Source organism: Amycolatopsis lurida (assembly GCF_900105055.1).
GTDB classification, from domain to species: domain Bacteria; phylum Actinomycetota; class Actinomycetes; order Mycobacteriales; family Pseudonocardiaceae; genus Amycolatopsis; species Amycolatopsis lurida.
Genome location: NZ_FNTA01000004.1, coordinates 6,908,796 through 6,929,136, shown reverse-complemented (window position 1 = coordinate 6,929,136; position 20,341 = coordinate 6,908,796). Strand labels below are relative to the sequence as shown.

Annotated in this window: 15 protein-coding genes; 10 read left to right on the top strand and 5 right to left on the bottom strand. The window is 69.1% G+C overall.

Features of this window, described 5'->3' with window-relative positions; genetic code table 11:
• Window positions 1–13: 13 nt before the first annotated feature.
• Window positions 14–1,402 (bottom strand): NYN domain-containing protein, encoded by a 1,389-nt coding sequence (locus BLW75_RS37845; protein WP_034321351.1) that lies wholly within the window; start codon window positions 1,400–1,402, stop codon window positions 14–16.
• A gap of 84 nt (window positions 1,403–1,486) precedes the next feature.
• Here BLW75_RS37845 and BLW75_RS37840 point away from each other — a divergent pair, with 84 nt between their 5' ends.
• The 7 genes from BLW75_RS37840 (at window position 1,487) to BLW75_RS37810 (ending at window position 13,844) form a co-directional block, all read left to right on the top strand.
• Window positions 1,487–3,205 carry a DEDD exonuclease domain-containing protein gene (locus BLW75_RS37840; RefSeq protein WP_034321353.1) on the top strand — a complete coding sequence of 573 codons (1,719 nt, stop codon included), beginning with the start codon at window positions 1,487–1,489 and terminating at the stop codon, window positions 3,203–3,205.
• Between the two features lie 38 nt (window positions 3,206–3,243).
• The gene (locus BLW75_RS37835) at window positions 3,244–3,528 is read left to right on the top strand and encodes an Lrp/AsnC family transcriptional regulator (RefSeq protein WP_005154220.1); all 285 of its coding nucleotides are present in this window, start codon (window positions 3,244–3,246) and stop codon (window positions 3,526–3,528) included.
• Window positions 3,529–3,993: 465 nt separating this feature from the next.
• Window positions 3,994–5,079: a hypothetical protein gene (locus BLW75_RS37830; RefSeq protein ID WP_091599219.1), complete on the top strand. Its 1,086-nt coding sequence runs from the start codon at window positions 3,994–3,996 to the stop codon at window positions 5,077–5,079.
• A gap of 72 nt (window positions 5,080–5,151) precedes the next feature.
• Entirely contained in the window at window positions 5,152–7,212 is a 2,061-nt protein-coding gene (locus BLW75_RS37825; RefSeq protein ID WP_143055419.1) for an AbfB domain-containing protein, read from the top strand.
• Between the two features lie 85 nt (window positions 7,213–7,297).
• Window positions 7,298–9,454: an AbfB domain-containing protein gene (locus BLW75_RS37820; RefSeq protein ID WP_091599214.1), complete on the top strand. Its 2,157-nt coding sequence runs from the start codon at window positions 7,298–7,300 to the stop codon at window positions 9,452–9,454.
• 128 nt (window positions 9,455–9,582) lie between these two features.
• Window positions 9,583–13,455, top strand: a complete 3,873-nt coding sequence (locus tag BLW75_RS37815; protein WP_034321362.1) for a nucleic acid/nucleotide deaminase domain-containing protein — start codon at window positions 9,583–9,585, stop codon at window positions 13,453–13,455.
• A complete protein-coding gene (locus tag BLW75_RS37810; RefSeq protein WP_091599211.1) occupies window positions 13,452–13,844 on the top strand; it encodes a hypothetical protein in 393 nt (130 codons plus the stop codon). Before BLW75_RS37815 ends, BLW75_RS37810 begins: the two co-directional genes overlap by 4 nt.
• A gap of 72 nt (window positions 13,845–13,916) precedes the next feature.
• On the opposite strand, the gene qcrB is transcribed toward BLW75_RS37810, so the two are convergent.
• The 4 genes from qcrB to ctaE are packed head-to-tail and all read right to left on the bottom strand — an operon-like array spanning window position 13,917 to window position 18,208.
• The gene (gene qcrB / locus BLW75_RS37805; RefSeq protein WP_034321365.1) at window positions 13,917–15,584 is read right to left on the bottom strand and encodes a cytochrome bc1 complex cytochrome b subunit; all 1,668 of its coding nucleotides are present in this window, start codon (window positions 15,582–15,584) and stop codon (window positions 13,917–13,919) included.
• Entirely contained in the window at window positions 15,581–16,714 is a 1,134-nt protein-coding gene (gene qcrA, locus BLW75_RS37800; protein WP_034321369.1) for a cytochrome bc1 complex Rieske iron-sulfur subunit, read from the bottom strand. The genes qcrB and qcrA overlap by 4 nt, the downstream gene beginning before the upstream one ends.
• Window positions 16,711–17,529 carry a cytochrome bc1 complex diheme cytochrome c subunit gene (gene qcrC / locus BLW75_RS37795; RefSeq protein ID WP_034321372.1) on the bottom strand — a complete coding sequence of 273 codons (819 nt, stop codon included), beginning with the start codon at window positions 17,527–17,529 and terminating at the stop codon, window positions 16,711–16,713. Before qcrC ends, qcrA begins: the two co-directional genes overlap by 4 nt.
• 55 nt (window positions 17,530–17,584) lie before the next feature.
• Window positions 17,585–18,208 carry an aa3-type cytochrome oxidase subunit III gene (ctaE, locus tag BLW75_RS37790; protein WP_091599208.1) on the bottom strand — a complete coding sequence of 208 codons (624 nt, stop codon included), beginning with the start codon at window positions 18,206–18,208 and terminating at the stop codon, window positions 17,585–17,587.
• 95 nt (window positions 18,209–18,303) lie between these two features.
• Between ctaE and BLW75_RS37785 the strand changes: the two genes are divergently transcribed.
• The 3 genes from BLW75_RS37785 to trpD all read left to right on the top strand — a co-directional run bounded on the left by BLW75_RS37785 (window position 18,304) and on the right by trpD (window position 20,228).
• Complete coding sequence (locus BLW75_RS37785; protein WP_034321378.1) at window positions 18,304–18,720, top strand: hypothetical protein; 417 nt, start codon at window positions 18,304–18,306, stop codon at window positions 18,718–18,720.
• A 61-nt stretch (window positions 18,721–18,781) separates the two neighbouring features.
• Window positions 18,782–19,192, top strand: a complete 411-nt coding sequence (locus BLW75_RS37780; protein ID WP_016336048.1) for a hypothetical protein — start codon at window positions 18,782–18,784, stop codon at window positions 19,190–19,192.
• A 4-nt stretch (window positions 19,193–19,196) separates the two neighbouring features.
• Window positions 19,197–20,228, top strand: coding sequence for an anthranilate phosphoribosyltransferase (gene trpD / locus BLW75_RS37775; RefSeq protein WP_034321382.1), 1,032 nt, complete (start codon window positions 19,197–19,199; stop codon window positions 20,226–20,228).
• Window positions 20,229–20,341: the final 113 nt, after the last annotated feature.

Sequence of the window (20,341 nt, the reverse complement as noted above, 5' to 3'; positions counted from 1 at the left end):
CACGAGACGCGCCTCAGACCCGGCTGAGCCGTGAAACCAGCACCGCGGACGGCACCGGGTGCGCGCCCTTGCGCCGCACCGAGTCCGCCACCGCCCGGTCCGTGCTCGCGACCACCATCGGCCGCCCGGGCGGCTCCGCCGCGACCAGGGACCGGATGACGTCGTCCGCGAGGACGCCGCGTTCGGAGAACAGCACCCGCACCCCGCGCGGCACCGCCGCCGGCACGGAAAGCACACCGGCGCCGTCGAACACCACGGTGACCTCGGCCGAAGTCCGCGCGGCGAGCGCGGAGAGCTGGTGGATCAGGCGGTCTCGCTGGTCGGACAACGCCAGCTCCGGATATCCGGTCTTCGTGACGTTGTAGCCGTCGACGATCAGGTGCACGTTGGGCAGCGCGAGATGCCGGTCGAGCCCCGTGACGTCCTGGATCTTGCCGCCCGCCCCGATACCCGACGTCGCGCCGCGGACCATGTCCGCCGGCCGTTGTCCCCGCGCGCTCACCGAAAGTTCCCGGCGCAGCCCGCCGACGGCGCCTTCGATCGTGTCAAGCAGCAGCCCGAGCCTGACCTCGTCGGCCTGACGCGCCTCACGGGCGGACTGACGGGCGATCTCGGCGTCCGTGACGGCCTTCTCGGCCCGCGCCCGCTCTGCCGCGACTCGCTGCCTCTCACGGTCCAGCTGTGCCTTCAGCGCCTTGATCTCCTCAGCGCTCTCGGCGCCGCCGCTCTCCAGCTGAGCGTGGGCCTCGGCGACGGCGTCCTTCGCCTGGCGCAGCTGGACACCTTGTTCCCGCAAACGCTTCAACAGCTTCTCGACCTCGGCGTCGCGTTCTCCCCGCGCGCCACTGGCGATCTCCTTGGCCGCGCGCAACTCTCCGCGCAACTGGGCCAGCTCGGCCTCCAGCCGCTGGTTACGGGCCAGCGCGGCGTCGCGTTCGGCGCGCAACGCCGTCTCCTCGGCGTTCTTCGCCACCAGCCGGACCCGCCCGGCCGCGCCCGCCTCGCCGAGGAGCACGGCGGCGGCCGCGGCGGCGACGGAATCGGGGGCGTTCGGGTCCAGGGCGTCCTTGCGGTGGTCACGCAGCCATTCGGTGACCGCGACCCGGAACTGCGAAGACTCCCCCAGCGCGGCGAGCAACGCCGTCCCGCCCAGTTTGGCGCGTTTCGCCGGCGCGAACTTCGCGACCGGGCGCAGCTGCCTCGGCACGTCGGCGACCGGCAGCTTGCCGACGGCGGCGGCCGCCAGCTCGGCGATCCGCTCACGTACGGTCTCGGGCAAGGCCGTCCAGCCTTCGGCGGGCACCTCGTCGGCCGTCTCCTGCGCACCCGCCGACGCCACGAGACCCGAGGGGCCACCAGTGGCGTCCTCGGGCGTTTCGGGCACTGCGGGCTGCGGCTGCATCGCTCCAGCGTAGGCCCCATGCCCTCGGGGCGCGCTGGATGGGACGCCCGGGATTGTCGGTGCCCGCCCCTACTGTGCCCGACCATGGACACCGGACGGCGGCCCGGCGCGGCGCAACTCGCCTTCGACGAGCTGGGAACTCCTTTGCGGGATATCACTTTCGTCGTATTCGACCTGGAGACCACGGGGACGAAACCCGGTCCGGACGGGATCACCGAGATCGGGGCGGTCAAGATCCGCGCCGGCGAGGTCGTCGGCGAATTCGCCACCTTCGTCAATCCGGGGATGCCGATCCCGCCGCAGATCGTCGAGCTCACCGGCATCACCGGCGCGATGGTCTACGACGCTCCCCGCATCGAGCGGGTGCTGCCCGCGTTCCTCGAGTTCATCTCCGGTGCCGTGCTCGTCGCGCACAACGCCGCCTTCGACACCGGCTTCATGCGCGCGGCCTGCGAAGGCCACGGCTACCACTGGCCGAAGACGGCCGTCGTCTGCACTGTCCGGCTCGCCCGCCGGGTCATCTCCCGCGACGAGACGCCCAGCTACCGGCTTTCCGCGCTGGCCGCGTTGTTCGGCGCGCGCACGACGCCGAACCACCGCGCGCTCGCGGACGCACGCGCCACCGTCGACGTCCTGCACGCCCTGCTGGAACGAGTGGGCAACCTCGGCGTCCACACCCTCGAGGAGCTGCTGGACTACCTGCCCGAGGTGACCTCCGCCCAGCGACGCAAACGCTCGCTGGCCGAGCACCTGCCGTCGAGGCCCGGCGTCTACCTGTTCCGCGGCCCGAGCGACGAGGTCCTCTATGTCGGGACGTCGTCCGATCTGCGGCGCCGGGTGCGGCAGTACTTCACCGGTTCGGAAAGCCGGGGCCGGATCAGGGAGATGGTCGCGCTGGCCGAACGGGTCGACGCGGTCGAATGCGCGCACGCGCTGGAAGCGGCCGTCCGGGAGCTGCGGCTGATCGCCGCCCACCGCCCGATGTACAACCGCCGTTCCAAGAACCCACGGCACGCGTGGTGGGTCGCGTTGACCGAGGAGGCGTTCCCTCGCCTGTCGGTGGTCCGCATGCCGCGAGACGGGATGCTGGGGCCCTTTCGCACCCAGACCGACGCCCGGACCGCCGCGGACACCCTCGCCGGCGCCTCGGGCCTGCGGACGTGCACCCAGCGCATCTCGGCCACCGCGCCGAACGGGACGCCCTGTGTCCTCGCCGAGCTCGGGCGTTGCGGGGCGCCGTGCGCCGGGAAGCAGACGGTCGAGGCGTACCGGCCGAGCGTGCTGGCGGTGTCCGGGCTCATCGCCGGGACGGACGGACGCCCGCTGCGGGCCGCCGCCGATCAGCTGGCCCGGCTGTCCGCGGCCGAGCACTACGAACAGGCCGCCCAGCATCGCGATCAGCTGGCCGGGCTGATCCGCGCGGTCGGCCGGGCGCACCGGCAGTCGGCGCTGGCCGGTATCCCGGAGCTGATCGCCGCCGGGCCGGACGGGAACGGCGGCTGGGAACTGGCGGTGATCCGGCACGGCCGACTCGCGTCGGCGGGGGTCGCGCGGCGCGGGGTGCCGCCGATGCCGGTCGTCGAGATGCTCGTGGCGTCCGCGGAGACGGTGATCCCGGGGCCCGGCCCGCTGTTCGGCGCGCTCCCGGAGGAGATCGGCATCCTGCTGCGCTGGCTGACCCGCCCTGGCGTCCGGCTCGTGCGCACGACGCATCCCTGGGCGGAGCCCGCCGCAGCGGGCGGCTGGCAGGAATGGCTCGACCTGGCGGCGAGCGCGACGGCGCTGGAACGAGTGGCGGGCTAGGATTCCGGCACCGGATTCACCGACGTAGGAGGACCCCTTTGATCACGGCGATCGTGCTGATCCAGGTCGAGGCCGATGCCATCCCCGAGGCGGCGCAGGCGATTGCGGACATCGAGGGCGTCCGCGAGGTCTATTCCTGTGCGGGCGATGTCGATCTGATCGCCTCGGTCCGCGTCGCGGCCCACGAGGACCTCGCGGATCTGATCCCGGCGAAGATCGGCAAGGTCCCCGGCGTGCTGAGCACGGTCACGCATATCGCGTTCCGCTCCTACTCGAAGGCGGACAGCGAGTCCGCGTTCGACATCGGCGTCGAAGGAGCTTGAGGAAAAACAAGAATCCCGCCCCGCCGGTGACTTTTTCACCAGCGGGGTGCATCTTGCGCGAACCGGCCAGTCGCGGTTAGGTGGGATCAGAATCGGAATTTCACTGGGGGAATTCCGGTACTGGGGATTCCGGGGTACGTACCGATGATCGATCCGTCATGGGATCGCGGCGATCGCCGCCATATTCACTCCACGCGAGCCACCGCACCGCCCGTCGGCGGGAGCGGCTTGCCGATCCATCACCGAAGCCGCCGGGTACGCGGCCACTGACGAAGCCTTTCTCGGTGACTGAAATAGTCGCCGGGTAAGCGCGGGCATTTTCCCGACAAGGATTCGAAGAACTTCGAATTCATCGCCGGCTCCGGTCCCGATTCCGGACGCCGTTGCCACCGACACCTTTCCCGGCGCCGTCCGGGAAGGGTCCCCGTTAATTCAACCTGCACCGAAGCTGACTGGGGGCTTGGAGTGTACAAGCGTATTTTGTCCTGCGCGCTTTGCGCCGCGGCGTTGTTCTCCGGGACGATCGCCGTTCCGGCGGGGCTCGCCGCCGAAACCGGAGTGCACGCCACGGCCGCGGCGATGACACCCGGTGAGATCGCCCGTTGGGAGGTCCTGACCCACGCCAGATACAGCGTCCACAGCACGGTGAAGACGGACGCGTGGATCGCTCTGCTCAGCGAAGACCCGGAGGCGGCGTCCATCGAGTTCCTCCGCTATCCCGGCGGCGGGCTCGAATACGCGACACAGCGAGCGCTCAACCGCGACGAAGGCAACAAGCGATTCCTCCGGCGACTGCTGGAGACCCATCTCCGGGCCTACTCGCCGGAGGTCCACGACGCGGCGAACCACCATTTGACGGCGACCGCGGCCAAACGGGAACAGTTCTGTCACGGCGGCGGCTACGAAGCCGCGAAGGCGCGGGATCAGAAGTTCCGCGCCGACCTCGGCGAGCAGAAACGTGCCCTCGTCGAGGAGGACCGCCGATACGTGCGGATGCTCGCCGAGCGGGATCCGGGCACCCAGGTGAGATTCGCCGCGGCCTACGCGGTCCGCGAGGGATCGACCGACGACGACCTGACCGATTTCTTCGCCTGGGGCTGGGCACAGGGCGCGCGGCTGGACATCGAGACCTTCCGCGAAGAGATGCTGCGCCAGAACCGCCAGTGGCAACTGACGATCACCCAGCTGATCGTCGACGCCGAAGCCGCCGAAAAGGCCGCACGGGAAATCGAAGGCGAAGCAGGCAAGGAGGCCCGCGACCAAGCCGCGGCCGCCTGGCGCAAGGTCGGCACCGAGGTTTCGCCGGTGCGGTCGAAATGGGAAGAGGCGAGGGACTTCGCCCAGCGGCAGGCGGAAACCTGGCACGCCATCCTGCTCGCCGCGCAGCAGGCCGCCCAGAACCCCAACTGGAAAGCGATCATCGACCCCGCGAGGACGGTCGAAGGGGACTGGACGGACAACCGGTCCCTCTCCGGCGAAAACGTCGAGTACTGGGAGTCCTTGCTGCGGAAGGCCCTCGAAGGCGAGCAGCGGATCAAGAACCCGAGCTGATCATCCCGCCGTCCGGTTTCCCGCGGCGGCTTCCTCTCGAGAATAGGTGACTGGGGTATGCGAAGAACGTCCATGTCAAGGCCATGGCTCAGCCGTGGCATCGTGGTGGCCGCCGTCGCCGCCGTGTTCGCCGGGCTGGTGGGCGCACCGGCGGGTGCGGCCGAAACACCACCCGGCCAGGGTGTGCCGCCCGCCGTGCCCACCGCGGAACCCGACCTCGAGTCGACCACGGTTCCCCCGGCGTCACAGCGGGACAAGGTGCTGGCCGTGGAGGCCATCGAAGTCGGTGAGGCGACCGACGATTGGCTGAGGCTGTCCGACAAGAACTTCGTCTTCAAGGTCTACGAGAAGATCAGCATCGACGCCTTCCCCCGCACCAAGGCGGAAGCGTCTCGGATCTACGGTCTCACCGTCGCCGACGCCTCGGCGTTCATCCGGACCGGTATCCACGAATTCGTCCAGCGCGATCACGACGAGAAGATCCTCCGCGACATCGAACGGCGGGACCGGATCGGCGCGCGGATGAAGGCGCTGGAGAACGCCCGCATCATCCCGCTGGACCCCGTGCTGCTCGACCTCACCGACCGGAACTTCGTCTTCCAGGTCGCCAGCCGGGCCAAGAGCGGCTCCAAGGTCCAGAGCGGTGCGATGGCCGCGTACAAGGGCGACGCCGCCGTTTGGAAAACCTTCATCGAGGTCACCATCCTCGACCTCGCCGAACAGGACATCATCGAACACCTGGAACGCCTCCGGCAGGAGAACGCCGAGAAGGCGGCCCGGGAAGAGCGTGACATCAAGCGGCGCACCGCCGTCGCCGAGATCCCGGCCCCCTTCCAGAACGTCTGGCTGGACGCCGAGGACGACGTCTTCGTCCGCGAGCTGCTGCGGCTGCCCGAACTGGCCAACCCGGCGAACATCGAGGTCAAGGACGCGGCCGAGCGCGCCTCCCGCAGCACGGACCCGGCGGCGTGGAAGGCGTTCATCGACACCGGGCTCAAGGCGGCGGCCGGGCGGGACAAGGCCCGCCGTGAAGCGCAGGAAGACCAGGCCAACCGGGACGCCGTCCGGCAGCTCAAGGTCCGCGCGGAGAACAGCGGGCTCCGGCCGCGGCTGGTCGCGGCGGCCAACGTGGCGCTGGCGGGCAACCGCGACGCGGTGATCACGTTCCTGCGCACGGGCCAGTACGAGGTGCTGACCCAGTCGTTCGGGACCTACACCCCCGGCGTCCGGGGCTGGCACGTCCACACCGGCGGGGGCGACGCGTGGATCACCACCGGGAACCCCGGCACCGACGGAACCAAGCCGTTGCCGAACGCGACCTGGAAGGTGGCGAGCGGGCTCGCCGATCCGCTGTGCTACTCCCTGGAGTCCACCGACCGCGCCGGGAACTACCTGCGGCAGCAGGATCTGCGGGTCAAACTGCACGGCAACGACGGCACCGACCAGTTCAAGAAGGACGCCACCTGGTGCCCGCGGCGCAACGGCGGCGAGGTCCAGCTGGAGTCGAAGGCGCACCCCGGCCGGATCATGCGGCATATCGACGCGCAGCTCTGGATCGCCCAGCAGGGTGGCGGGAACTGGTTCGACACGGACCGGCTCTTCGTCGAGGACTCGCACTGGCGGGTGGTCGCACCGAATCCGGAGGTGTCGACGCCGCTGATGCTGGACTGGTTCAACAACGACGGCCTGCGCGGGCTCGCCGGTAATCCGAAGGCGGCGGAAATTCACGACGCGGGTGTCCGGTTCCGCGAATTCACCAACGGCCGCCTGTACTGGGGCCCGGAGACCGGCGCGAAGTTCATCAACGGCGAGATCCTCACCCGGTACCTGAGCCTCGGCGGGCACAAGTGGCTGCTGCCGAGTACCAACCAGCTCAACGGGGCCAACCGGTCGATGATCAACTTCCACGGCCACAACATGGCGATCTACTGGACGCCGTCGACCGGAGCCAAATTCGTGATGGGCTCCATTCGCGACCGGTGGAATTCACTCGGCGCGGAAAACGGCAGGCTCGGTTTCCCGACCAGCGACGAGTTCACCATCCCCATCGGCCGCCAGAGCAATTTCGAGCACGGCTACATGACCTGGAACGCCGGCACGCACGAAATCCTCGTGTTCATGTCCGTCGGCTGACCGAGTCCGTCCTGCTCCAGCCGGGGGCCTGGGAAACGCTCCCTAGCCCCCGGCTGACCTTTTCGTCCGAACAAAGGTATGCGAAATGCGAAGATCACTGATCGTCGGCAGACGACCAGCCGGAAGTATCGCCGTCCTGACCGCCGCGACCGTGCTGTGCGGCCTGTTCACCCCGGCCACCGGGTACGCCGCTCCCCCGGCACCGTCGAGCCCGACCGTCGAGGCGCCCGCCCCGTCCGCCCCCGAGGCACCGGTTCCCCGCGAAAGCCCGGACGCAGCCGCGGCCGAACTGCCGAGCGCGACCGAAACCGAAAAGGTGCGCGCGGTTTTCGAGATCGAAGTCGGTGAAGCCACCAAGGAATGGCGCGAAGCCACCGACATGAATTTCGTCTTCAAGGTCTACGACAAGATCAACGCGACGAACTTCCCGGTCACCAAGGCCGAGGCCTACCGCGTCTACAAGGTCATGCTCGACAACAACGCCGCTCCCGACGCCACGGCGTTCATCCGCACCGGTGTCTTCGATTTCGCCGCCCGCGACCGCGTCGAACGGCAGCGTCGTCAGGAGGCCTGGGACCGCACCGTCCAGCTGCGCCGGGAGATCCTGATCGACGCCGACATCGTCGGTTTCGACGACGTCATGCTCAACGACAACGATCAGATGTTCATCTACAAGGTGTACCAGAAGGCGAAGCCGGAACAGCCGAAACTCAAGCAGGGCGCTTTCGACGCGTTCGGCGGTGACGCGGCGGTGTGGAAGGACTTCATCGAGAACAAGATCCGGGCGCTGAATCACCAGGACCAGCTCGACTACCTCGACCGGTTGAACCAGGAGAACCAGGAAGCCGCCCGCAGGGAAGCCGCCAGGATGGCGAAGAAGGACGCCTGCGACAAGGTTCCCGTCATCGCCGTCGCGGCCTGGCTCGACCTCGCCGACGATGACTTCATCCGCGAGCTGCTCAAGACCCCGGAACTCGCCGACCCCGCGCACCGCGAGATCAAGGACGCGGCCATCGCCGCCCTCGCCGGGGTGGCGGCCGACTGGGACCGCTACATCAGGTCCGGGGTCGCCGAGGCCCGCGCCAGGGACGACGCCAGGATCCTGCGGGAGCGGGAGGAGGCCGACCGGCAGAAGGTCCGCGACATCAAGGCCAAGGCCGACGCGAGCAGGCTCCGTCCCCGGCTCGCCGCGGCGGCGGGCGACGTCGCCGCGAACGGGACCTGGGACCAGGTCAAGGACTTCCTCGCCAAGGGCCAGTACACCGTGCTGGAACAGGCGTTCGCCGGAGTCACCGCCGGGCGGCGAGGCTGGCACGTCCGCAGTGCCGGCGGCGATGCCTGGGCCACCCCGGGAACCCAGCCGTCGAATGTCGTCACCGCACCACTGGGCGACGCCACCTGGAAGATCGTCCCCGGGCTCGCCGACCCGAACTGCTTCTCGCTCGAATCGGCCACCCGGGTCGGCAGCTACCTGCGCATCGCGCCCAACCTGCGGGTCCAGCTGGCGGGCAACGACGGCACCGACGTCTACAAACTCAACGCCACCTGGTGCGCCAAGGCGGGCAGGGACGGCAATCCGACCAACGTGACGCTGGAGGCGAAGGCGCATCCGGGCCGCTTCCTGCGACAGTACTGGGGCGAGCTGTGGGCGGCCAACGGCCAGAGCAAGGAGAACAACTTCGACACCGACGGCAACTTCGCCGCCGACATCAGCTGGATTCCCGTCGGCCCCAACCCCGCGATCACCACGAAGATCGACGAGCGCTGGCTCAACGAGGACTGGTGGGGCTGGAACGGCCTCGGCCCGCAGACCCAGCCGGAAAACATCTTGAACGGCATCCGGCACAAACGCTTCCAGAAGGGTGGCGCCTTCTGGTCGGCCCAGCACGGCGTGGTTCGGGTAATGGACCCGCTGCTCAACAAGTACCTCGAATCCGGCGGCCGGAACATTCCGGGATACATCCCCAGCGGGGACACGGGATACCTGCCCGACGGGAAGGGCATGCGCAACCTGTTCGCCGGCCCCAGAGGCATCTGGTACCACCCGAGCATCGGCCCGAAGCTGATCTACGGGGCCATTTTCGATCGGTGGGCGGCACTGCAATACGAACGAAGCAGGCTCGGCTATCCCACTTCCGACGAAATGGATTTCCCCGGCGTACCCGGTAAACGCGTGAGCTACTTCCAGAACGGAAGGATCGAACACACCGCGGCCGAAGGCGCGAAAGAGTACTACAACTGACAATTCCGAGGTGCCTTGCCGGGTACACCGGCAAGGCACCTCATTCACCCCGCAGTAGTTCTTTTCACCGATACCTGGGGGTTCTGATGTCGAGAACGAGATATCTACTGAGAACGTTCCTTGTCTTCTTGGCCACCGCCGTACTCGCCGGGCTGATTCACCCGGCGCCCGCGGTCGCGGCCGACGATCCACCACCGACCACGCCACCACCGACGTCCCCGGCCCGTCCTCTGCCGGAAGACCCGTACCGCAGCTGGGACGGCCGATCGGGCGTACCCGCCCTGGTGGGCAGTCCCGTCGTCCGGCAGATCATCGCCGATCACGCCGAGCTGGCCGAGGAGCCCGAAGTACGTGAGGCCGCGCGCGCGGCGCTCGACGCGGGCACCGAAGCCGCGTTGCACGAATTCCTCGAAGCCGGCCTCGACGCCGCCAAGGCGAGGGCCGCGGCGCGGGAAGCCGAGACCGCGCGCCAGAACCGGGTCACCATCCAGGCGATGGCGGGCACCGGCGGGCCGATCTTCAACGCCGAGGTCCACCGAGTCCTCGCGGGAAGCGATACCGACCGCGAGCAGTTCCTCGCCTACGGCAAGGAGATCGCGAGGGAGCGCGACGCACAGATCGCGGCGGGCGGCCAGGCACGTGCCGAGCAGCTGCGCGCCAGGGTCACGACACTGCTCGGCGTCGCCGGGCACCATGTGAAGACGGCGGCACAGGCCGCGCTCGACGCGGGTGACGCGGCGATCGCGGAGTTCCTGAACACCGGATACCTCGCCGCGGCGAAACGTGACGCCGAAGAGCGGGAAAAGCAGATCCGTGATCAGGAGGCCGCGGCACGGGCCGCCGAGCAGCTGAGTGACCTCGCCAAGCGGGCCGCGCGGGCGATGACCGCGCGGCGGAACCTGATGGTGGCGCACGGGGACGCGCTGCGCGCGCTCCAGCGGATCGCGAACGCGATGGTGCTCGCGGGGAACGAAGCCCGCAAGGCCAAGCAGATCCTGGACGCGAACGACGCGGCGGGCAACCACCCTCCCGACTCCTTCACCTTGGTCAAGGCCGAGGCCGCCCGTCAGGTCGGAAACGCCCGCGACGCCGCGGCCGATGGCGTGCGCGCGGCCGAGCAGGCCGGCGTCCAGGCCGCCGAACTCGTCGCCGTCGGACTCCCCTACGGAACTCAGTGGGCCGACATGGCGAGAGGGATGAGCGCGGCCGGGCAGGCGGCGGTCCACGCCTCGGAGACCGCACAGCACGCGATCGACGCCACCGAAGCCACCGACCAGGCACGCAACGCCCAGGAACGCGCCGAGAAACACGCCGAGCAGGCTCGCCAATGGGGTCTGCACGCCGAAGAGCACGCGCTCGCCGCCGCACAGGTGGCGGAAGCGGCACGAGTGCAGGCGGTGGCGGCCAAGGACGCGGCCGTCCGGGCCAAGCAGGCTCGCGAAGCGGCCGAAACCGCGGCCAACGCCGCCAGGGCCTCGGCCGAACGCACCCGCGCACACCGCGAGGAAGCGGAACGGCAGCGGGACAGGGCGAAGAGCGCCCGTAGGGTCGCCGAGGCCGAGCGGGCCAACGCGGCCGCCGCCCGTCAGCGTGCCGACCAAGCGGCCGCGGAAGCACGTCGTCACCGCGGCGAAGCCCAGCGCCAAGCCGGCATCGCCAACGACTCCAACCTCCGCGCGCAGGAACAGGAACAGCTCGCAGGGGAAGCCGAACAGCGGGCGGTGGGCGAAGAAGGGAAGGCGAAAGCCGCTCGCGACGCCGCCTTCACCGCGGAACGGCTGAAGCAGACCGCGCAGGCGAAGGCGGAAGCGCTGAACGCGGCCGAAGCCGCCGCACGGGGCACCGCGGCGGAGACCGACGCGAAGAACGCCGCCAGTGCGGCGCGGAACGAGGCCAACAACGCGACCGCCGCGGCCACCGCGGCCCGCGACGCCGCCAGCCGGGCGACCGGCGCCGCCGTGGTCGCGAGGCAAGCGGCGGGCGAGGCGACCCGAGCGGCGGCACGGGCCCGCGCCGCGGCTCAGGAAGCCCGTGCCGCCGCCTCCGCGGCCAACCACGCGGCGAACCGGGCCGAGGCCTCGGCGGCGGAGACCCATCACCACGCCACCCAAGCCAACGTGAAGGCGGCCGAGGCGACCGCCGAGGAGACCAAGGCGGCCGAGGCGGCACGGAACGCGGTTCAGCTCGCGGAACAAGCGGCCGGCGAGGCGATGCGTTCGCTGATGGCGGCGGAGCGTACCCGCGCCGAGGCCGACGCGGCGTTCACCGAGTCGGTCTCCGCGGCCACGCAAGCGGATATCGCCCTGCGGGCGTCCACCGCCGCGCGGTCGTCGTCGAGCGCGATCACCGATCCGGCCAACCGGGCGATCACCGTCGTCGCGCCGTACGCGGGTTCGGACCTCGACGCCGATTTCGTCATCCTGGTCGCCAACCAGGCCAGGGCGGTCGGAGCCGAGCAGGCGCAAGCGGCCCGCGACCGGGCCGCCGAAGCGAGGCTGGCGGCGGATCGGGCCGCCGAAGCCGCTGCTCGGGCGCAGAAAGAGGTGAAACCCGCGTTCGAAGCGGCGGCGCGGGCAGCGGCATCGGCCGCCGCAGCGGCGAACTCGGCGGCCGAAGCGCAGGAAGCGGCAGCCGTCGCCGCAGCCGAAGGCGCGCTGGCTCGCGCCGCGGGCGAGCGGGCGAACGCGTCGGACGCGGCCGCCCGCGCCGACGCGCAAACCGCGCGTGCGGCGGCCAACGAGGCCAACGCCGACGCCGCCATCGCCGGCCGGAACGCCGCCGCGGCCGAACGTGAGGCACAGGCGGCGAGGGACTCGGCGTCGCGTGCCGAACAGGACGCTCAACTCGCCAGGGACGCGGCGACCGCCGCCGAAGCCTCGGCGGCGGAAGCCAGGGCGGCGGCCGACCGGGCCGAAGAACACGCGCGCAACGCGGCCGCCGCCGCGGAACGGGCACGGCAGAGCGCGACCGAAGCCCAGCAAGCCGCCGACCGGGCGGAGGACCAGCAACGCAAGGAAGAAGAGGAAGCGAGACGCCGCGCGGCAGAGGAGACGGGCGCCGGGCTGCCCGATCTATCCCAAGAAGAAATCGCCATGCTCTCGACGACCGAATTCGGGCGGATGCTGCTGGACGAGTACCGCCAGGCCGCGGAGCAGTCCAAGAACGGCGGCAGTGTGACGTCGTTCCTGGTGGAGATCGGGGCCGAAGTCCTGCTCGAGGTGATCGGCTGGCGCGACGCGGAGCGGTGTTTCGGTGAAGGCAACATCGAGGCCTGCATCTGGACCGTGGTCAACGTCGCGTCGATCGTCGTCGTCTTCCTGAAGCTGCCCAAAGTGGCTTCGGCGGTCGTGAAGATCATCCAGAACATTTCCAAGTTCCTGAACAAGTCCGCGATCTTCCGCAAGGTCGCGGACAAGGTCAAACCGCTCTTCAACGCCATCCGCAAATGGTGCAACCGGATCAGCCAGGTACCGGCCACCGCGAAAGCCGCGGACATCCCCGATTTCACCTGTGGGCTCGTGGATCACGGTGACAACGGGGGAACGTTGCCGAGCATCGCGCTCGACTACCGGATCGGAAACGGCTACGGAACGAGCCGGAACGTCGCCGTCGCCTATCTCCCCGGCTACAAGGACCCGCACGGGAAGCTCCCCGACGGCTACGTGGCGGGCAACAGCAACGACGCCGGCCGCCACTCCGAGCAGCACATCGTCGAGCAGGTCATCGAGCAGGGTTTCGATCCCAAGAACATCAAGGGCCTCTACAGCGAACGCGAACCGTGCCCCGACTGCAAACGGGACTGGGTCAGCAAGATGGCGCCCGACCTCAAAACGTCCTTCTCGGTACCGTGGACCGGTGATCCCGAGATCGACAAGATCTACAAGGGGAGCCTGATCGACATGATCAAGAAGTCCTACAAGAGGCGCGGCCTCTTCCCCGGTTCGGCGACGGCCGCCGAAGCGGAACAGCGCGTCTTGGTGGGCAGCGGAGCGGGCGGATGACTTCGCTCCGCCGCGTCCATCCCGCCGAACAGGAACGGCTGCTCGCTCTGGGCGACCGGACCGAAGCCGTGCTGCGGGCGGCGGGATTCCCGGTGATCGTCGAGCCTGATCCGGACGATCACCGGGACGCCGGAGGTGCCGTGATCGAGGTGGACGTCTTCGAGGGTGCCTGCGGGGTCTGGGTCGACTGGGTGGTGGCAAGGCCTTGGCGTGATGAGGCCTTTCGGCTCCTGGTGGCCGGCGACAAGGAGAATCCTCGGGTGCGGCAGCAGATCGCCGTCCACGCGGCGATGCGGACGGCGCTCACCGCCGTCCTCACCGCCGCGGGCCTGACCGTCGTCCCCAGCGACGACGACATGCGTCCCCTGGAGCTCAAGGTCACCGGCTGACGCTTCAACGTGTGAAGGCCCCCTTCCCTCGGCTCAACCGAGGTAAGGGGGCCTTCACACGTATCCGACGAGCTAGTGCCCGGAGGTGATCTCCTTGCGCTCCTCCGACGGCTCGCCACCGATGTCGTCGACCTTGCCGTTGCCGTGCCCGTTGGACCGGGCCCGCTCCAGCGCGATCGTCTCCTCGACCGGGTCCGGGGACCAGGTCGAACCGGCGACGGCGTGCCCGGCCGAGCCGAGCTTGTTCATCTTCTTCGGCACCGACGCGCCCTGGTACTCGAGCGGGAGCGGGTGGCCGTGGTCGTCCACCGGGCCGAGCGGCTGGTGGATCTCGATGAACTCACCGTGCGGCAGGCGCTTGATGATGCCGGTTTCGACACCGTGCTCCAGCACCTCGCGGTCGGCCCGCTGGAGGCCGAGGCAGATCCGGTAGGTGATGTAGTACGCGACCGGCGGTGCCAGCAGGACACCGATCCGGCCCGCCCACGTCGTCGCGTTCAGCGAGATGTCGAAGGCGAACGCGATGATGTCGTTGAAGCCCGAGAGCATGATGACCGCGAAGAACGTCAAGGCCATGATGCCCAGCGAGGTCCGCACCGGGACGTCGCGCGGACGCTGCAGCAGGTTGTGGTGCGCGGTGTCCTTGGACAGCTTTCGCTCGATCCAGGGATACGTCAGCAACAACCCGATCAGGATCGGCATCCCGAGCCCACCGGCGAAGAACACCGCCGGGACCGTGTAGTTCCCGAGATAGAGCTCCCACGCGGGCCAGATCCGGAGCAAGCCGTCGGCCCAGGCCATGTACCAGTCCGGCTGCGAACCCGCCGAGACCTGCGCCGCGTTGTACGGGCCGATGTTCCAGATCGGGTTGATCTGGAAGAGGCCCGACATCAGCGCGATGACGCCGGTGACCAGCGCGAAGAACGCGCCGCCCTTGAGCGCGAAGACCGGCATGATGCGAACGCCGACGACGTTGGTCTCCTTGCGGCGCACGCCGGGGAACTGCGTGTGCTTCTGGTACCAGACCAGCGCGAGGTGCGCGGCCACCAGGCCGAGCATGATGCCCGGCAGCAGCAGGATGTGGATCGTGTACAGACGCGGGATGATCTCGTTGCCGGGGAACTCCCCGCCGAACAGCGCCCAGTGGATCCAGGTGCCCATGACCGGCACCGAGAGCACGATGCCCGACAGGGTCGCGCGGATACCGGTACCGGAGAGCAGGTCGTCCGGGAGCGAGTAGCCGAAGAAGCCCTCGAACATGCCCAGGACCAGCAGCAGCGCGCCGATGACCCAGTTCGCCTCACGCGGGCGCCGGAACGCGCCGGTGAAGAAGATCCGGAACATGTGCACCATCATCGAAGCCACGAAGATCAGCGCGGCCCAGTGGTGCAGCTGGCGGACGAACAGACCGCCGCGGACGTCGAACGAGATGTCCAGCGTGGTCGCGAAGGCCCGCGACATCTCGACGCCCTGCAGACCGGTGTAGCTGCCGTTGTAGACGACCTCCTCCATGGAGGGGTCGAAGAACAGCGTGAGATAGACACCCGACAGCAACAGGATGATGAAGCTGTAGAGCGCGATCTCGCCGAGCAGGAACGACCAGTGCGTCGGGAACACCTTGTTGAGCTGGTGCCGCATGCCCTTGGCCAGGTGATACCGGTCGTCGGCCCACTTCGCACCAGCGCCCGCGGCCTTCTCGACCGGGTTCGTCCCCTTCGTCGGGGTGGTGAGTGAACTCATGACTTACGCTCCCAAAAGGCCGGTCCGACGGCCTCGTTGAAGTCTCCGCGCGCGATCAGGTAGCCCTCAGAGTCCACTGTAATCGGAAGCTGGGCCAAGGGCCGGGTCGCCGGCCCGAAAATCGGCTTGGCGTAGTGGAGCGCGTCGAACTGCGACTGGTGACAGGGGCAGAGGATGCGGTTGGTCCGCTGCTCGTACAGGGAGGTCGGGCAGCCCACGTGGCTGCAGATCTTCGTGTACGCGTAGTAGTCGCCGAAGTTGTAGTCCTCCTGGCCCTGACGCTTGACGACCTTGGCGGCGTCGGTCGGGCGGAGACGGATCAGCATGACCGGGTTGTCGACGCGCTTGAAGGCGGCCGACAGCGCGTGCTCGTCGTCCTTCTCGGACTCGCGGTACGGGAACACCGTCTCCATCGCGCCCGCGTCGAGGTCCTCGGCCTTGACCAGGGAGATCTCGTGCGGACGACCGGTGTTGCGGCGCAGGTAGACCTTCTCTTCCGGGAAGTTCTTCTTCCAGCCCGAGTGCCACAGCGAGTCGCGGTTCTCGGTGTCCTTCCACGGGTCCTTGATGAAGGACGCGACCGGCAGCGCCGCGACGGCGAGGCCGAGCACACCGGCACCGGCGCCCGCGGACCGCTTGATCATCGAGCGGCGCGCGATGGTGCTGCGGCTGCCCGAGTCGGCGAGCTGGGCGATGATGGTGGCCTTGTCGACCTCCTTGGAACCGCCGTCCCCGCGCTCCTGGACCGAGACCTCGGCCGGGATGAACTTCTTGGTGTAGAGGATCACACCGATACCGATGCTGAGCACGGCCAGCCCGAGGGTGACCCCGAGCAGCGGCGTGTACAGCGTGTACTTGGTGTAGCCGTCGGTACCCGGCTCCTTGTACTCGAACCAGTGCGGCCACGCGATGAGGACCACGAACGCGAAGCCGGACAGCGCGGCCAGCACGAACCAGAGGGCGACAGAGCGCTCGGCGCGCTTCTCCGCCTTCGTCCCCTCGACCGGCCAGGGTGTCGGGTACTCGACGATCTCGACCCCGTCGAGCGCGGTACCCAGCTTGACCAGCTGGTCGCGATCCATGTCCGCCAACTCCGCCTCTGTCGGCGGCTTCGGCCCTTCGGCGCTCATGCCTTCGATCCAATCCACAACGTCACGCCGATCAGCGCGGCGATCCCGACGATCCACGCGATCGCGCCCTCCGAGGCCGGGCCAAGACCGCCGAGCGAGCTACCGCCGGGTGAGTTGTTCCCGTGACTCACGGACTTCACGAACGCGATGATGTCCTTCTTCTCCTCCGGCGACAGCTGCCGGTCGGAGAACTTGGGCATGTTCTGCGGCCCGGTGAGCATCGCGGTGTAGATCTGCTCTTCCGTGGCCGGGTCCAGGTTCGGGGCGAACTTGCCCGAGGAGAGCGCGCCGCCGCGGCCGGTGAAGCCGTGGCAGGAGGCACAGTTGAGGCGGAAGAGCTCGCTGCCGCGCGCGACGTCCTCGCCGCGCAGCGCGTCACCCTTCTCGGCGGGACGCTGCGCGCCGCCGCCGTTGGCCTGGATGTAGGCGCCCAGCGCGTTGATCTCGGCCTCGGTCAGCTTCGGCGGCTTCCGCTGCGCCTGGGCTTCCTGGCGGACCGCCGGCATGCGGCCGGTGGAGGTCTGGAAGTACACGGCCGCGTCGCCGATGCCGATGAGGCTCGGGCCACGGTCGGTGACACCTTCGAGCTTCGGCCCGTGACATTCGATACACGTGTTGTTGTAGAGCTTCTCGCCCTCGCGCAGGAGGGCGGATTCGCCCTGCGCCTGCGCGGTCTGCGGCTCCGGGGCGAAAACGGCGTACAACCCGCCCACGCTCAGCAGCGCGATCCCGAGCGCCAGCGCGCCGGCGAACCGCCTGCGTGCCTTCGACCGCTTGCGGAAGCGGCGCTCCGTGTTGTTCTTGCTGGAGGTCATCTTGCGGCAACCCTTGCTGTCAGTTCAGGCCGATAGGTCGTGGTGGCGGCTTCGTTCACGGAAGGATGTAGATCACCGCGAACAGGCCCACCCACACGATGTCGACGAAGTGCCAGTAGTACGACACGACGATCGCCGAGGTGGCCTGAGCCGGGGTGAACTTGCTCAGCTTGGTGCGGATGAGCAAGTACACGAACGCGATGAGCCCGCCGATGACGTGCAGGCCGTGGAACCCGGTCGCGAGGTAGAAGACCGTGCCGTACGCGCCGGACGGGATGGTCAGCCCCTCGTGGATCAGGTTCAGGTACTCGTAAGCCTGGCCACCCACGAAGATCGCGCCCATGATCAACGTGATGATGTACCAGCGGCGGAGGCCGAACACGTCACCCTTTTCGGCGGCGAACACGCCGAACTGGCAGGTGAACGACGACGCCACGAGGATCACGGTGAACGGGATCGCCAGCGCGATGTTCAGGTGGAAGGGCTCACCGTGCAGCGGCGGCGGCCATTGGCCGGACGCGTTCTGCGCCTTCACGGTGAAGAACATGGCGAACAGTCCGGCGAAGAACATCAGTTCGCTGGACAGCCACACGATGGTGCCGACACTGACCATGTTCGGCCGGTTCAGCGAGTGGACCCGCTGGCTGATGGTGGGAGCTGCCGTTGTCACGCGTCGCATTATGTCCTCTCACGCACGGGGCCCGCCGGGTGGGTCCACGGCAAGTCGCGTGCGTGTCGGGTCACATCTGAACGAAAGTGGGAACAGGGCTACTCATGGGTTTACTAGATCGGCTCCGTGACCTGGTCAAGAAGCCGAAGCTCCCAGGCCTGACGGTCGACACGCCCGGCGTGGAGATCGTCGTGGAGGCCTTCGATCCCGCCGAGGCGGATTCTTCGGCGTTGGCCAGATCACCCGCTTGGGTCGCCGAAGCGCCCGCGATCCTGCGCCATCACTTGAAGCTGCCGCCCGAAAAGGTGGCGGAGGCGGCCTCGATCCTCGCCCAGGACGGCTGGGAGCTGCGAGAACAGGACCACGAAGGCGGCTTCGCCCTCGCGCACGCGGTGCGGGTGCAGACCCTCGACGCACTGCACTGCGCGCAGGAACGGTCACGGATGGCGGGCCTCGCGCAGCGGCTCGGCGGGGATTCGCTGGGCTGGGACGCGCTCCAGCCGTCGGGTGCGTCCACGTGATGTCGGTCATGGCGGATAACATCGCGGGGTCGACATGACTAGACGAGGCGGAGGCGCGCTCATGGGCGAGCAGGCGATGCGGATCCTGGTGTTCAGCCACAAGGCGGAGGTGCGCGAGGCGATCATCAACGCCGTCGGCCGCAGGCCCGCAGCCGACCTCGGCCGGGTGGACTACACCGAGGCGTCCGGCATCTCCGAGGTCCTCGTCGAGATGGACGCGGGCAACGTGGACCTGGCCATCCTCGACGGCGAGGCGCAGCCGACCGGGGGCATCGGGCTGACCCGTCAGCTGAAGAACGAGATCGAGGATTGCCCGCCGATCGTCGTGTCGGTGCGGCGCAAGGACGACCGCTGGCTCGCGACCTGGTCGCAGGCCGACGCGGTGCTGGTCCACCCGCTCGACCCGCTGACCGCCGCCGAAACCGTCGCCGACGTGCTGCGCGCCCGGCGGGTGCCGGCCGTGCACGGCTGAGCCGATGAGCGCGGCCGCTAAAACCTGGCCCGCCCTGCTCAACCAGCTCATCGCGCGCGCGGATCTGTCCGAGGAGGACACCGCGTGGGCGATGGACCAGATCATGAGCGGGGCGGCGACACCCTCCCAGATCGCGGGGTTCGCCGTCGCGCTGCGTTCGAAAGGTGAGACACCGGCGGAGATCTCCGGCATGGCCGACGCCATGCTGGCGCACGCCAGGCGGGTGACGATCGACGGGCCGTCGGTGGACATCGTCGGCACCGGCGGCGACCGGTCCAACTCCGTCAACATCTCCACCATGGCCACGGTGGTGACGGCCGCGGCGGGCGCGCCGGTGGCCAAGCACGGGAACCGGAGCGCGTCGTCGAAGTCCGGCGCGGCCGACGTGCTGGAGGAGCTGGGCGTCACCATCGACCTGCCGCCCGAGATGGTCCAGCGCAGCGTGAACGAACTGGGCATCGGCTTCTGCTTCGCGCCGAAGTTCCACCCCGCCCTGCGTCACGCCGGCCCGACCCGCGGCGAGCTCGGCGTGCCGACGACGTTCAACCTGCTCGGCCCGCTGACCAACCCGGCGCAGCCGCGCAGTTCGCTGATCGGCTGCGCCTACGAGGACAAGACCCGCGTGCTGGCCGAGGTGTTCGCGCGGCGCGGCATGACCGTGCTGCTCGTGCGCGGCGACGACGGCCTGGACGAGCTCACGACCACGACCACGAGTTCGGTGTGGGTGGTCTCCGGCGGCGAGATCACCGAGCGGAGCTTCGATCCCGCGTCGCTGGACCTCCCCCGGGTGACCGCGGAGGACCTGCGCGGTGGCGACGCGGCGCACAACGCCGAGGTGTTCCGTCAGGTGATGGCCGGGAAGACCGGCCCGGTCCGGGACGCGGTGCTGCTCAACTCGGCGGCCGCGCTGGCGGTCTTCGCCGGGTTCTCGGGGTCGCTGGAAGACGATCTGGCGGCCGGGTTCGCGCGGGCGGCTTCGGCCGTCGATTCCGGTGCGGCGGCCGACCTGCTGAACCGGTGGATCGCCTTCGCCTGACCCTTGCCGGCGGTTTGTCCCAGGCCTTCACGGACTTGTCGGCCCACAGGCACCAGTAATCACAACAGGGCGCGCGCGAAGAGCTTGCGCGAGTACATGAAGGCCCCCTTCCT